11 protein-coding genes and 2 pseudogenes are annotated in these 13494 nt (G+C 68.4%); 5 read left to right on the top strand and 8 right to left on the bottom strand.

Annotation, left to right across the window (positions count from 1 at the left end):
- The first annotated feature begins 129 nt into the window (after nt 1-129).
- Nucleotides 130-1380, top strand: coding sequence for a lipase family alpha/beta hydrolase (locus ACFYO1_RS15335; RefSeq protein WP_387230937.1), 1251 nt, complete (start codon nt 130-132; stop codon nt 1378-1380).
- A gap of 965 nt (nt 1381-2345) precedes the next feature.
- On the opposite strand, the gene ACFYO1_RS15330 is transcribed toward ACFYO1_RS15335, so the two are convergent.
- Nucleotides 2346-3437, bottom strand: coding sequence for a hypothetical protein (locus ACFYO1_RS15330; protein WP_387230935.1), 1092 nt, complete (start codon nt 3435-3437; stop codon nt 2346-2348).
- Between the two features lie 126 nt (nt 3438-3563).
- Between ACFYO1_RS15330 and ACFYO1_RS15325 the strand changes: the two genes are divergently transcribed.
- Nucleotides 3564-4373: a HugZ family protein gene (locus tag ACFYO1_RS15325; protein ID WP_387230933.1), complete on the top strand. Its 810-nt coding sequence runs from the start codon at nt 3564-3566 to the stop codon at nt 4371-4373.
- Here ACFYO1_RS15325 and ACFYO1_RS15320 read toward each other — a convergent pair.
- Nucleotides 4361-5077 (bottom strand): VOC family protein, encoded by a 717-nt coding sequence (locus ACFYO1_RS15320; RefSeq protein WP_387230931.1) that lies wholly within the window; start codon nt 5075-5077, stop codon nt 4361-4363. The genes ACFYO1_RS15325 and ACFYO1_RS15320 overlap by 13 nt on opposite strands.
- A gap of 530 nt (nt 5078-5607) precedes the next feature.
- On the bottom strand, nt 5608-6231 hold the full coding sequence (locus tag ACFYO1_RS15315) for a TetR/AcrR family transcriptional regulator (RefSeq protein WP_387230929.1): 624 nt from the start codon (nt 6229-6231) through the stop codon (nt 5608-5610).
- 251 nt (nt 6232-6482) lie between these two features.
- Between ACFYO1_RS15315 and ACFYO1_RS15310 the strand changes: the two genes are divergently transcribed.
- The 3 genes and pseudogenes from ACFYO1_RS15310 (at nt 6483) to ACFYO1_RS15300 (ending at nt 8178) form a co-directional block, all read left to right on the top strand.
- Nucleotides 6483-6986 (top strand): VOC family protein, encoded by a 504-nt coding sequence (locus ACFYO1_RS15310; RefSeq protein WP_387230927.1) that lies wholly within the window; start codon nt 6483-6485, stop codon nt 6984-6986.
- A 50-nt stretch (nt 6987-7036) separates the two neighbouring features.
- Nucleotides 7037-7301: pseudogene (locus ACFYO1_RS15305) on the top strand (FAD-binding protein); the annotation flags it as partial.
- Between the two features lies 1 nt (nt 7302).
- Nucleotides 7303-8178 carry a TIGR03619 family F420-dependent LLM class oxidoreductase gene (locus ACFYO1_RS15300; protein ID WP_387230925.1) on the top strand — a complete coding sequence of 292 codons (876 nt, stop codon included), beginning with the start codon at nt 7303-7305 and terminating at the stop codon, nt 8176-8178.
- Nucleotides 8179-8899: 721 nt separating this feature from the next.
- On the opposite strand, the gene ACFYO1_RS15295 is transcribed toward ACFYO1_RS15300, so the two are convergent.
- The 5 genes and pseudogenes from ACFYO1_RS15295 to ACFYO1_RS15275 form a co-directional block, all read right to left on the bottom strand.
- Nucleotides 8900-9550 carry a fructosamine kinase family protein gene (locus ACFYO1_RS15295; protein WP_387230923.1) on the bottom strand — a complete coding sequence of 217 codons (651 nt, stop codon included), beginning with the start codon at nt 9548-9550 and terminating at the stop codon, nt 8900-8902.
- Nucleotides 9526-9888, bottom strand: coding sequence for a hypothetical protein (locus ACFYO1_RS15290; RefSeq protein ID WP_387230921.1), 363 nt, complete (start codon nt 9886-9888; stop codon nt 9526-9528). Before ACFYO1_RS15290 ends, ACFYO1_RS15295 begins: the two co-directional genes overlap by 25 nt.
- Before the next feature lie 189 nt (nt 9889-10077).
- Nucleotides 10078-10851 carry a helix-turn-helix domain-containing protein gene (locus ACFYO1_RS15285; RefSeq protein ID WP_387230919.1) on the bottom strand — a complete coding sequence of 258 codons (774 nt, stop codon included), beginning with the start codon at nt 10849-10851 and terminating at the stop codon, nt 10078-10080.
- A gap of 265 nt (nt 10852-11116) precedes the next feature.
- Nucleotides 11117-12187: pseudogene (locus tag ACFYO1_RS15280) on the bottom strand (molybdopterin-dependent oxidoreductase); the annotation flags it as partial.
- Nucleotides 12188-12267: 80 nt separating this feature from the next.
- Nucleotides 12268-12459, bottom strand: coding sequence for a hypothetical protein (locus ACFYO1_RS15275; RefSeq protein ID WP_387230917.1), 192 nt, complete (start codon nt 12457-12459; stop codon nt 12268-12270).
- Nucleotides 12460-13494 lie beyond the last annotated feature (1035 nt).

Raw genomic sequence — 13494 nt, 5'->3', positions numbered from 1 at the left:
CGTAGCGCGTCCAGCCCCGGCCGGGCCGGGGCTGGACGCGCGTGACCAGACTCGGCGCGGGCTACCAAGGTGAACAGTGTGATCTTCGGTCGGCAGGACGGTTTCAGTGCACGCTTGTACACTGAAACGATGACTGAGCAGACGCACCAGCGGCAGGCCGAGGTCCGGGCCCTCGCCCGGTTGGCGGGCGACGAGCTCGGCGGAGCGGTCGACGGTATCGCATCCGTGCATCGGGCGATCGCGGGACGGGTGTTCGGCGCGGTGCGACTCGGGATCGGGCCGGCGGCGGCGCCGGTCGAGGTGGTGCATGACGCGATCGCCGACAGCGTGTACCGGATCGTCAGTGGAACAGCCGTCGCGGCAGGCCGATTGGCCGAACGCACCGCGGATCTGCCCGGTGCCGAAGTGCCGTCGAGGACCGTGTTCGGGGCAGGTTTCCTCGGCGCGTTGCAGGGCTTGATCGGGGACGACCTCGAGGACGCCCGCCCCATCCTCGCCGGGCCGATGACGTTGCGCGTGGACGGCGAACCGGTGACGCCCGAGGACTTCGGAAACTATGTCGCGCAACCCAGTCGGCGGGTGGTGGTCTTTCTGCACGGTCTGGTGGAGACCGAGCACGCGTGGCGGCTGGGCGGACGGACGACCTACGCCGAAGGGCTCGAGCAGGATCTGGGCTACAGCACCGTGCAGGTTCGCTACAACAGCGGTCTGCACATCTCCGAGAACGCTCGTCAGCTGAGTGCGCTGCTGGAGCGGCTGGTCGAGCATTGGCCGGTCGAGATCGAGCAGCTGTCGCTGGTGGGTCATTCGATGGGCGGGTTGATCGCCCGTGGCGCGTGCTTCGACGCGAGCGAGTCCGGGCGGGCGTGGGTGCGTAAGGTCCGGCATGTCGTGTGTCTCGGTTCGCCGCATCTCGGTGCGCCGCTCGAGCAACTCGTGCACTACGCGTCCGCCGCGCTGATCCGGGTGCCCGAGACCCGTCCGTTCGGACGTCTGCTGCGCCGCCGCAGCGCGGGAATCCGCGATCTGCGGCAAGGTTCGCTGGTGGACGAGGATTGGGCTGGTGCCGACACGGATTCGCTGGCCCGCCGGGCGATCCGCGAGATTCCCCTCTTACCCGGCGCCGACCACTACTTCGTCACCGCCTGCATTACCCGCAGCCCCCGCCACCCTCTCGGCCGGATCATCGGCGACGGCCTGGTCCTCACCCCGAGCGCCGCAGGCCGGAACCGCGCCCGCCGCATAGGTTTCGACGACTCCAACGGTCTGCACATCCCCGCCGCGAACCACTTCACCCTGCTCAACCACCACGCCGTATACGAGGGCCTGCTGGAGTGGCTGAGCACCGACCCCGGCATCGCCGACGAGGTAGCCGAGTAGCTCCGCTCGTACCTGCCGCGGCATTCGAGCCCCCGGAATCGCGGGCCGCGGCACCATCGGGTGCAGCCGGACCGGTTCGCGGCTCGCGATTTTCGCGAATCGGCTGAACTCGCCGACATCGAGTTGGCTGTGCACATCGTCGAGGATGTACGAGCGCCCTTCCCGCCGGTGCGGTGACGCGTTTTACCCCGGGTCGGAGTGAGCCGGACCGCGATGGGCACTTCTCAGCCGCACACCTTTTGACATCCGCACGCGTGTCAGCGCGGCAAGTCTGTGTGCGGGAAATCAGAAGGTGTGCGGCGGTGCAACGATGCTCGACCCCGGTGGGTGCGTCGGCAACCGAATCCCCCAGGTTTGCCACCGCCGATCGGTGGCTGACGAACGCGTTCAACCCCAGCCGCTCGGCGATGGTCCGGCACCAGCCGGCGGCGCGACGCCAGCTCGCCGTGCGAACGTCTCCTCACTGGGCAAACGTCTCCTCCGCGTGCGAGAGCATCTCGCCCCGCAACGCCAGCTCGCGGAACAACACCTGCTCGGTGCACGGCGTGCTGATGCGCACGGCGGATGCCGGTCGAGACGAGTCGCGGGCGGGTTTCACTGCCGGTATCGCCCGATGGCCCGCACAGGCCACCGTTCGCCTTGAAGGTGCGCGACACAGGTCATCGAAGGGGACATGACGGAGCGATCACCCGCGTGTCGGCTCCGCTGTGTCCCTCCTGACGGCGGGACTGTCCGGGCTGGCCGTCGGGTGGGACATCCCAGCGCTGCAAGGGCGGATCTGATCGTGCCGGTCGCAGTGGTTCGGCCCAACCATGTCCCATTCCGTGGTGCGCTCAGGGCCGAGGCGCGCCGGCCCGTTCAGCGCGAGGCCGACTGGGTGAGCGGGCGGCCGACGCAGACGGCCTGGCCTCGGGATTCCGAGGCCAGGCCGGTGCTCAGCAGTGCGGCGGGCGAACCCGGTGGGGTCAGAGGAGGTGTTCGGGGTCGGCGTCGGCTTCCAGGCGGACGTCGGCGGTGAAGAGGGTTTCCACGTCGGGGTCGTCGGTGTGGGCCGCGTAGAGGAGCAGGCAGCCGCGGATGCCGTCGAGGAGGTCTTCGAGGAGGTCGAGGGCGGGGCGGGAGGGGTCGAGGCGGCTGATCCGGAAGCCGGCGAGCATGGCTTCGCGAGTGTCGGCGTCGACCTCGAATTTGCGCGCCTGCTCCTCGATTTCGGCGACCCGGCCGACGACCGCCCACGGCGCGGGGACGCGGCCCTCGTGGACGGCCATGGCTTCGGCGATCAGGTCGACGACGACCTCGGTGGGGCTCTCCCCCGCGTCCAGGCGTTCCAGGACCAGGGTGGGGGTTTCGACCTGGAGGGCCTCGATGTCGTCGGCTTCCACGACCACGTCGGTGCAGGGCACGCCGGCCATCTCACCCGCTACCTCGGCGGCGGCGAGCAGCCAGTGGGCGGCGGCGACGGACGCGGAGGCGGGGTCGAGTTCGGTGAACAGTTCGATGGAGCCGAGCGGGTCGGCGCGTAAGAGGTCGTCGGCGGCTTGGACCTGGGCCGGGGAGACGTCGGGCCGCGACATCTCGACGGCTTGACGGGCGCGGCCGGATAGGTCGCCGCGTTCGGCGGATTCGATGGCGGCCTGTTCGTTGCTGACCTCGGCGGCGATGGTGTCGCGCAGGGCGAGGTCGTCGATGTCGTAAAGGGTGCGGCCGACTCGGTGCGCGGATTCGACGACACCGCTGTAGGAGACGACGAGTCCTTCTTCGGAGGGTAGGTTGGGGCTGCGGATGCCGGCCTCGACCTCTTTGAAGTTGCGGCGTTCCTCGGCGCGGCGCCAGGCCTCGCTGTTGGGGATGTCGGGGTCGCCGGCCGCGCTGGCCGGATGGGTGTAGGTGCGCCAGTGGAACCGCGACAGCGTGGTCAGGTTCGACGCCAGATTTGTTGCCTGATCATGGGTTACCGTCCGGGGCAGGGTGGCAACCGCTTGGGCGAGGTCACCGCGTCCGGTCGCCCAGATGGCGACGATCACGTTGTGGTCGGCGTCGAATGCGTATCGGGTCACTCGGCAAGTCTGGTCTATTCGAGCGCGATTCGCGCGGTCAATCCTCTCCATTGGCCGCACTGCGCATGCCAGGGCGGGGAAAGGGCCGCTGGCGACTTGTCGGTGGGACAGGAGAAGATAGACGGCATGACCCTCGACCACGGTGACCCCGGCGACGCTCCCTCCATCCCGCAGCCGACCGCGCCGGTGGCGAATCCGGCCCGCCCGTCGGCCGCCGAGGAAGCGAGAACCGTTGCCGCCGCGACGAATACGGCGACGCTGGCGAGTTTGAGCGAAGACGGGACGCCATGGGCGTCGCTGGTGACCTACGGGTTGCTGGACGGGCAGCCGGTGCTGTGCGTGTCCCGGATGGCCGAGCACGGTCGTAACCTGGCCGCCGATCAGCGCGCCAGCCTCGCGATCGTGGCGCCCGACGCGCCCGCAGATCCGCTGGCGGGGACGAGGATCACACTGGCCGGTGTGGTGGAACGGCCGGTGGGTGCGGAGGCCGACGCGGCGCGCGAGGCGCATCTGGCGGCGGTGCCCGCGGCGAAGTTCTATATCGACTACAGCGACTTCTCGGTGTGGGTGCTGCGGGTGCGCCGGGTTCGGTGGGTCGGCGGCTACGGGCGGATGGATTCGGCGACCGCGGAGCAGTACGCGGCGGTGGCCCCGGATCCGATCGTGCCGGTCGCGGCGGATGCCATCGTGCACCTCAACGACGATCACGCCCCGGCGCTGCTGGCGATGGCGCAGGGGCTGGGCGGATATCCGGACGCGACCGAGGCGAGCTGTGAGCGTGCGGACCGGTACGGGCTGGACCTGCGGGTGGTGACCCCGCGCGGGGTCGCGCGGACCCGGGTGGGTTACGCGGAGCCGATCGGCGCGATCGACGAGTTGCGTGCCGCGACAGTCGAATTGGCGCGGCGGGCGCGCGGGATGAATCAGACCTCGTAGAGTTCCAGCGGCAGGTCGTCGGGGTCGAAGAAGAACGCCATGCGTTTGCCGGTGACCTCGTCGGTGCGCAGTTCCTCGGTGCGCACACCCTTGGCGGCCAGTTCGTCGAGGGTGGCGGCGACGTCGCGGACGGCGAACGCCAAGTGCCGCAGCCCTGCCGCCTCCGGCCAGCTCGCGCGGTCCGGGGGCTCGGGGAAGGAGAACAGTTCGATCCGGCTGCCGCCCGGAATGGCCAGATCGAGCTTGTACGAGCGGCGGGCCGACCGGTAGTGCTCGGCGATCACGGCGAGGCCGAGGGTCTCGGTGTAGAACCGCTTGGACCGCACATAGTCGGACGCGATGATCGCCACGTGATGAATGCCTAGTAGTTCCACCCCGCGACCGTATCGCAGCGGGAGGGTCACTCCGGACAACCGAGGCGGTGGGTGCGGGAGATAGTGGCGCGCGGGGCGTTGGGGGTCGCTGGCTTCGCGAGTGTCACCGACTGCGCGGGGTGTCACCGACTGCGCGGGCATCGCCAACTCTGCGAGCTGCGCCGGCACCCGGCGGCTGCGGCCGATGCCGTCACCCTGGCCTCGGCCGAACGGCCGGACCGCGGCCGGTGTCGCCGACTTCGCAAACATCACCAGCTCTGCGGATATCACCGCCTGCGCGGATACCACCGGCTCCGCGAGCTGCGCCAGCCCGCCAGTCGTTGCGGCCAATGCCCCCGCCAGGCTCGGCCGAACGGGCGGAACACGGCCGACAGGGATACCACCGACTCGGCAGGCATTGCGCTCGCAGCGCCGCACCACTCCCTACATTGGCAGGTCGGCGTGCCCCCGAACCTCTTGATTTCCCGCATACCTCCTGATTTCCCGCACACCGAATCGCATGCGATTACGTATGCGGGAAATCAGGAGGTGTGCGGCGGGGTGTGCACTCGGAGACGGCGCCAGCGCGCTGGTGGTCGGCAACCGCCGCGCGGAACAGCTACTCGGACGGCCACCCACCGCCGCCATCGTCGGCACCGTGCAAACGGCGGTACGCTCCCCCTCCTGACCCCCCGGCCCCCGCGGCGATCGCCAGCAGCGCCGCCCGGCACGCGACCCGGCGTCCGCCGAGACCGAGAGAATCGGCGGTCCCGCATATCTCCTTGTTTCCCGCATACCGAATGGCATGCGATTCGCCGGTATGCGGGAAACAAGGAGGTGTGCGGTGGAGCGTCGCCGAGCAGAGTGTGCCGAGGCCGAACTCAGTTGTGGCGACCGCGGGTGGGGACGGTGAGCATAGCGACGATCATGTCGGTGATTTCGGCGGCGTCGTGGGGGTGTGGTGTGCGGACGCCGGACTCGAGGGTGCGTTCGTAGTCGGCGATCAGGGCGAACATGACGGTGGCCATGGTTTCCAGGCGTTGGCGGCGTCGGCGCTGGGTAAGTTGCGGGAGGGCAGCGGCCAGGCGGTTGGCGATGATGCGGACGGCGGCGCGGTCGGTGCCTGCCAGGCGGCGGGGGTCGGCGATCACGGGGTGGGCGCGCACGACCTCGAGGAAGCGGCCGTAGTGGGTGACGTCGTCCTGGGCGATCAGGTCGAGGATGGGCGCGGCGAGCATGGTGACCAGTGTGGTGATCTCGTGTGCGGTGCCGTCGGCCTCGTGGGTGGCGAGTAGGTGCATGCGGCGCTCTTCGAGCCAGTTCATCCGGCGGTCGACGATGGCTTCGATCAAGCCGTGGCGGGAGTCGAAGTAGTAGTGCACCGCGGAATTGTTGCGGTGGCCCGCGGCCGCGGCGATCTCCCGCAGCGGGACCTCGACCCCCCGTTCGGCGATGAGTCGCTCCCCCGCGTCGAGCAGGGACGCGCGCGAATCGGCGATCAGCATAGGTGGACTGTACTAAACCTCAGCCTTGACTGGGTTAAGCACACGTGTTTAGTTGAAGATGTGGGAAGCGTGCGGATGCGAGCAGGGATCGGCGCGGAATGCTGCCGAAACCTTGTGGCGCAAGACAATCCCGCAGCCGGGTACCACACGTGCCCGGGCAGGTCGAAATCATGGTCGAGGTCAACGACGGCGAGGACGACGACGAAAGCAGTCCCGCAGCGCGGTGCACTCCTGGTCAAGGCGTTCACCCGATGATCGCGCAAGGACCGATCTTCCAGCTGTGCTGGGTGGTCCAAGATATGGCGGCCGCGCAGGAGCAGTTCAGCGAGCGGTACGGGATAGCGAAGTGGTTCACGATCCCGGACGTGCACTTCGGGCCTGAGTTGTGTGAATTGCGTGGCGCACCAGCCGATTACACGATCACGGTGGGACTCGGGTACGCCGGCGGTCAGCAATTGGAGCTGATCGAGCCGCGCGGCGGAGTCAGTTTGTACAGCGAGCATCTCGATCGTGTCGGCCCCGGCCTGCATCATGTCGCATGGGTGCCCGAGGACTTCGACGGTGCGCTCGAGGCGGCGCGGACAGCGGGCATCGAGCTGCTGGCGCGGGGGAAGTTCGACGGGGTCGGGATGGAATTCGCGTATCTCGCCGGCGGGCCGATCGGGTCGTGCTTCGAGTTGATGCGCCTGTCCGAGGACATGAAGGCGATGTTCGACGCGATGATTCCTGAGGGGTTCGCGAATCCATGGCGGTAGGCACCGAAGTTCCGTCGACCGCGCCGCGGCCGGTCCGGTGGGACGACACCGACGACGGTCCGGGCATCCGGCTCGGCCAGTCCCCCGGCGCGGCAACCTACGTCGGCTTCACCCGCGGCGAACTCAGCACCACCGTCGACGGCGAGGTGCGCCGGACCGACGGATCGACCATCGAGAGGGCTGTACGCCGCCGGCGCGTCCGACATCGCGCAGGACACCGGCGGCTATTCGAGTGGAACCCGTCTCGGCGAGGGCTCGATCTTCGGGCGCCGCGCCGGGGCACACGCGGCGCTGCGGCGCCAGGAAGGCGACTGATATGCGCTTCACCTATGCCGAGACCATGACCGACCCGTCGTACTACGTCCCCTTGGCCCGCGCCGCCGAGGAGGCCGGGTACACGTCCATGGCGGTCGCCGACAGCATCGCCTATCCGCGCGACTCCGACGCCAAGTACCCCTACACCCCCGACGGGAATCGGGAGTTCCTCGAGGACAAGCCGTTCATCGAAGCGTTCGTGCTCAGCGCCGCGATGGCGGCGGCGACCACGACGCTGCGGTTCACGCCGTTCGTGCTGAAGTTGCCGATCCGCCCGCCGGTGCTGGTGGCCAAGCAGACCGCGTCGGTGGCGGCGTTGAGCGGCAATCGGTTCGGGCTCGGGGTGGGGATCAGTCCGTGGCCCGACGACTTCGAGATCATGGACGTGCCGTTCGAGAAGCGGGGCGCGCGGATGGACGAGTGCATCGATATCGTGCGCGGGCTGACGGCCGGTGGATACTTCGAATTCCACGGCGAGTTCTATGATTTTCCGCCGATCAAGATCAGTCCAGTGTCCACCGAGCCGGTGCCGATTCTCATCGGCGGGCACAGCAAGCCCGCGCTGCGGCGGGCCGCGCAGCGCGGTGACGGCTGGATGCACGCCGGCGGCGACGGGGCCGAACTCGACAGTCTACTGGTCGAATTGGACGCGCTGCGGGCCGAATACGGGACCAGGAAGGACTTCGAGGTCCACGTGATCTCCCTCGACGGCTTCACCGTCGACGGCATCAAACGGCTCGAGGACAAAGGCGTCACCGACGTCATAGTCGGCTTCCGCCTCCCCTACACCCTCGAACAAGACACCGAACCCCTCGACACCAAGATCGCCAACCTGTCTCGCTTCGCCGAGAAGGTGATGTCGCGCGTCGGAAGCTGAGCGTTCCCAGCGAACGCCGCCGGCACCACTCTCGAACGCTAAGGTTCCCGTCCATGCCTCGCCGAGCGGGACATGCCAGCGGAACAGCGCGAGTAAGCACGCAATCAAGTCCCGCTCGCCGACCGGGCTGCCGTCGAGCGGGGCAAGGCTGCGCCGACAGGCCAGCGACAACGCCACCATGTCCCACTCACCGGTCGGGGTGCCGCCGAACGGGACATGGTCGCGCTCGCATGCCCACGGCTGCACCATGTCCCGACCGATCGAGCTTCGGGCATTACTACGCTGACAGGCCAGCGACAGCATGTCCCGCTCAGCGAGCGGAGGTGCTATCGAACGGGACATGATGGGGACGACACGCCGACGGCTGCGCTGCCATGTCCCGTTCGGCGCATAGCGCCGGGCGATCCGGGATGGCCGGGTGGTGCTCGATGGGGGATGCGCTCGCTGGATGGCCTAGTGGGGGAACCTCGAGGCCCAGCGACTGGGACAGGACAGCGGAACTATAGGGATAGACCGGCTTACCGAGCCGAAACTCAATCGATCGGTGAGCCGCGGAATCGGTGAGCCCACCTCTGTCGACCTCGACCAGCGGGCTATCGAACAAGACGAGGTAGGGGGACACGCCGGTGGGCGCTCGATCGTGTCCCCCTCGACGACGTGGCTAGCTCGAGAGAGCGAACGAACGGGACATGCTGGTTGGGACGCGCCGGCGGGCGCTCGGTCATGTACCGCTCGACGGGTGGTCTGGCTCGAGGGCGGCGGTTGCGGCGGTGAGGATTTGGGAGCGGTAGCCGGAGCCGAAAAGGACCACGTGGATGAGTAGGTGGTGGAGTTGATGGAGGGGGATGCGAGTGGGCCAGCCGTCGGCCAGAGGGTGGGTTTCGTTGTAGGCGGCGCGGATTCGGTTCAGGTGGGGGGCGCCGAAGAGGGTGAGCATGGCCAGGTCGGTTTCGCGATGGCCGGCGTGGGCGGCGGGGTCGATGAGGGTGGCGCGTTCGGGGGTCCAGAGGATGTTGCCGGACCAGAGGTCGCCGTGGGTGCGGGCAGGTGGTTCCGGCGGGCCGGCGAGGGTGTCGATGCGGTCGATCACCTGTTCCAGCAAGCGGATTCCGTCGCGGCCGAGGTGGGGTGCGGCTTGCGGGAGGTACGGGGCGAGTCGGCGTTCGGCGTACCACTGCGACCACGGGCCCGGTGTCAGCGTGTTGTCCAAGGGCAGTTCCGCGATCCAGCCCGCCCACGGGGCACCGAACTCGTCCGCTGAATTCGCGTGCAGCGCTGCCAGTTCGCGGCCGAAGCGTTCCGCTGCGGCAGGCGTGGCGCCGACGTCGTCGAGCCAGGGCAGCACGATCATCCGGTCATCCGCGGCCAGCACTTCGGGCAGTAGGTCTGATGCTGGGCCGGATCGGTCCGTGGCGGCGTCTTCGTCAGTTCGGTCGCGATTATCGGAACTCGCAGACGACTGGGTTCGAGCCGACAAGTGCTGGGATGCTCGTGCATGCCACCCATGCGCTTCGGCAGTGCGGCGATCACGGTCACCGTCCGGAGCGGAGCAATCACGATCATTGTCCGGCTCGGGACGACCACGATCATCGTCCGGCTCGAGACCACCACGATCATCGTCCGGCTCGAGACCACCACGATCATCGTCCGGCTCGAGACCACCACGATCATTGCCCGGCTCGAGACGATCACCAGCAGCCGGGACCGCACCGGTGGCGAGCCAACGCAAACCCGCGGCCTCTGCGGCGAAGACCGTGCTCGGTTCAGCGGATGCCTTGACGAAGACCGTACGCCCGTCGATCAACTCGGCCCGGTGCAGCGTCCATGCGTGACTGGCCCCGAGGTCGGTGACCGCGTGGACACCGACACCGAGGAGTGCGCCGAGATGACCGGCGACGCTCATGGGGCGGTGAGGCGTTTCATGGTGTCTTCGTCTGCGGGGAAGAACGATTCGATGGCGAGTTCGGCGACGGTGACGTTCATCGGGGTGCCGAACACGGTGGTGACGCTGATGAACGACAATTCGTGCCCGTCCCGCAGCAGACGCAGCGGGACTACCGACTGATCGGGTTCCGGCAGCGCCGGGTCAATTTCGTCACCGGGATAGGCGAGCAGTTCGTCGCGTAGTTCGACCAGGTCCGGTGAGCCAGTGACCTCGATCTGCCGGGACAGACGAGCGAAGACGTGTCCACGCCATTGCGCGAGATTGACGATCCGGCCTGCCATGCCGTCGGGGTGCAGGCTCAGACGCAGAGCGTTCACCGGCGGGGTCAGCAGGGCCGGATCGATACCGGACAGCATCAGCGCGATACCGGTATTGGCGTCGATCATGGTCCAGCTCTGATCGATGGCCAGCGCGGGATACGGCTGGTGCCCGACCAGGATCTGCCGCATCGCCCGCCGGACCGCGTCCATTTCAGGGGTGTCGAGCGCAGGTTCGGCGTAGGCGGGCGCGTAGCCCGCGGCGAGCAGCAGCCGATTGCGTTCGCGCAGCGGGATCTCGAGGTGCTCGCTCAGGTGGAACAGCATGCTCCGGCTAGGCGTCGCGCGACCGGTCTCGATGAAACTCAGATGCCGCGCCGACGTCTCCGCCCGCCCCGCCAACTCCAACTGACTGAGCCTGCGCTCGAGCCGCCAATGCCGCAGCAGATCCCCGGCCGTTTGCGTTCCCACTCCCCGATCCTACGAACAACGCGGCGGCACGACGATTACCTCACAGGTAATGGTGGCCGCACCGTCATCGGCGACGCCCCCGCACGTCAGGAGCGGGGCGGCGCCGCCCGCACGATAGGTGGGTCGGCTCTGACTGGGCGATCAGCTCCGGCTGGCATTCCCCGGTCGGTCCACGAATTGCGCACAGACAGCGCGGACGTCGACTCAAGTACAGGCGTCGACTCGAGTACAGGAGAATTGAGCCGGAGGGAGAATCGAGGGACGGTCAGCTGACGGTGATTACGCGGCTGTGCCAGCCGGTCGAGCCGTCGGGGAAGGGTGGGGTGCGGGTGTCGGGTTGGGGGGTGCCGGTGCGGTCGGTGGCGCGGACGCGGAGGGTGTGGGGGCCGGGGGTGGCGGTCCAGCGCCAGGTCCATTGGCGCCAGGTGTCGGTGGAGTATTCGTCGGCGAGGGTGGCCGGTTGCCACGGTTGGTTGTCGACCTGGACTTCGACGGCGTCTATGCCGCGATGCTGGGCCCAGGCGACGCCGGCAACGGTGACCTCGCCCGCCGGGATGGTGGCGAAGGCCGCGGGGACATCGATGCGGGACGCGGTTTTGATGGGAGCCTGTGCGCCCCAACCACGTTCGGTCCAATAGGCCTTCGCGCGGTCGAAGCGGGTGAGTTCGAGGTCGACAACCCATTTGGTAGCGGATACGTAGCCGTAGAGACCGGGCACGATCAGCCGGGCTGGATAACCGTGGGCGATCGGCAGCGGTTCGCCGTTCATGCCGATCGCCAGCAGGGCGTCGCGGCCGTCGGTGACCGCGGAAACCGGTGTGCCCGCGGTGAATCCGTCGACACTGCGGGACAGGAGCATGTCGGCCTCCGGGCGCACCCCGGCCTCGGCGAGCAGATCTGCCAGGGGGTATCCCGTCCAGACCGCGGTGCCCGCCAAGTCGCCGCCGACCTCGTTGGACACGCAGGTCATGGTGATCATCCGCTCGACCGGCGTCCGGCGCCGCAGCTGGTCGAAGTCCAATTCGATGGGGCGGTCCACCATTCCGTGAATCCGTATCCGCCAGTCACCACTCGTCAGCGCCGGAAGTTGCAACGCGGTGTCGACGCGGTAGAAACGATCGTTCGGCGTGACGAACTCCGACAACCCCGGAACCGACTGCCGCACACCAGGTCCCGCTTCCCGCGCCGGTACCGCCGCCCGCGGCACAACGAACCCGGCCCGATCGGCCACCACATCATGCAACCGTGCCCCGATCCACTTCCCGGCAACCGCCGCCCCCGCCGCCAACGCACCAACCCCCGCAGCCATCGCCAGAAACCGCCGCCGCGAAGCACCAGCGCCAGACAAACGCTCACCGCCCGAATTCGGATTGCGGGAGTGGTCGACTCCGTCTGACCCTATCGCCGCGCCGGGGACTACACCAGGTCCACGACCCACTCCCGCGACACGACCCGCCCCACTTCCGGTATTACGTTCACCGCCGCCACTCCCTCCCGCACCACGCCCGTCACCGGCGCCGCCACCCTCATTCGCCACCGCAACGCACTCGTCATCGACTGCGCCACCACCATTCGCTTCCGCAGCACGCCCACTGTCGGCTGCGTCATCGTCACGGGCGTTCGCACCACTGCCACCGGCTTCCACATCGCCACTCATCCCCGCAACGCCGCCAGTCAAACGCCCGTCGCCGAATTCAGCACCACCTCTCACTCCCGCAGCAGTTTCGGCACCGCCACCCACTCCCGCCACACGCCCGTCGCCGGATTCAGCACCACCACTGACTCCCGCACCTCCAGCGCCAGCTTCCACATCCCCACTCACTGCGGCACCGCCAGCGCCCCCACTGCTCGCCGCCGCACCAGCGCCAGCGTCTGCGTAGCCACTTACTCCGGCACCACCGGCGCTAGTTTCTGTGTCGGCATTCGCTCCCACGACACCGCGCGCGAGGCGTCCGGTATCACCTTCCGTGCCGCCACCGCTTCCTCCCTCAGCGCCGGCCACTGAGCGTTCAGCCTCGGCACTCGCTGCCTGACCAGCACTGCCTGACGCAGCATCGGTGGCGGACTGCGGTTTTCCTTCTGGCTCGGGCCGGTGTTTCGGCTCCAGGGCGCGCATTTGCGGATCATTGGTCGCTGTGTTCGGGCGCAGCCGGGTGCGCCACCATCTCGTGCCGCCTGGGTCCGAGTTGCGCCGGACCGCATGATCAGCGCTGACCGGGGCGGAATGCTGTCCGGTACTCAACCGTCGGTCGTCGTCCGCCTCGGAGAGGTGCTCGGAACCCGCCGGCTGTGCTGTGTGGTGCCCGGCACCCGACCCTGCTGTGTGCCGGCCGGTATCCGGTTCGACTCCGCCGGCCCGTGGGTCATCTCGATCGTTCGTGTGCGGCACTGGCGATGCCCCGCCGACCTCTTGCCGAGGATCGTCCGAGGTCGATTCAACGATTGTCGCCGACTCGGCGCTGAGACGGTGATCATCGATCCCGATCTGCCGGATGAGAACCCGCATCACGACCACTCCGGCCACCACCCCGACGATCCCCGGCACCGCGAACCATGTTGTGGCCGTCGGCCGTTGCAACGCGGCCTCCACAACCACCCCGCCCAACAGGACCAGCAGCGCACTGCCCACCGGACGCCGGCGCT

The organism is Nocardia sp. NPDC006044, from assembly GCF_042871115.1.
Lineage (GTDB): Bacteria > Actinomycetota > Actinomycetes > Mycobacteriales > Mycobacteriaceae > Nocardia.
This window is presented reverse-complemented; position numbering and strand designations above follow the sequence as displayed.

Bases quoted from the DNA above. Each gene is read 5' to 3' on its own strand.
- ACFYO1_RS15335 (WP_387230937.1), top strand. From the start codon at position 130: ATGACTGAGCAGACGCACCAGCGGCAGGCCGAGGTCCGGGCCCTCGCC.
- ACFYO1_RS15325 (WP_387230933.1), top strand. From the start codon at position 3,564: ATGACCCTCGACCACGGTGACCCCGGCGACGCTCCCTCCATCCCGCAG.
- ACFYO1_RS15315 (WP_387230929.1), bottom strand. From the start codon at position 6,231: ATGCTGATCGCCGATTCGCGCGCGTCCCTGCTCGACGCGGGGGAGCGA.
- ACFYO1_RS15310 (WP_387230927.1), top strand. From the start codon at position 6,483: ATGATCGCGCAAGGACCGATCTTCCAGCTGTGCTGGGTGGTCCAAGAT.
- ACFYO1_RS15300 (WP_387230925.1), top strand. From the start codon at position 7,303: ATGCGCTTCACCTATGCCGAGACCATGACCGACCCGTCGTACTACGTC.
- ACFYO1_RS15275 (WP_387230917.1), bottom strand. From the start codon at position 12,459: ATGACGCAGCCGACAGTGGGCGTGCTGCGGAAGCGAATGGTGGTGGCG.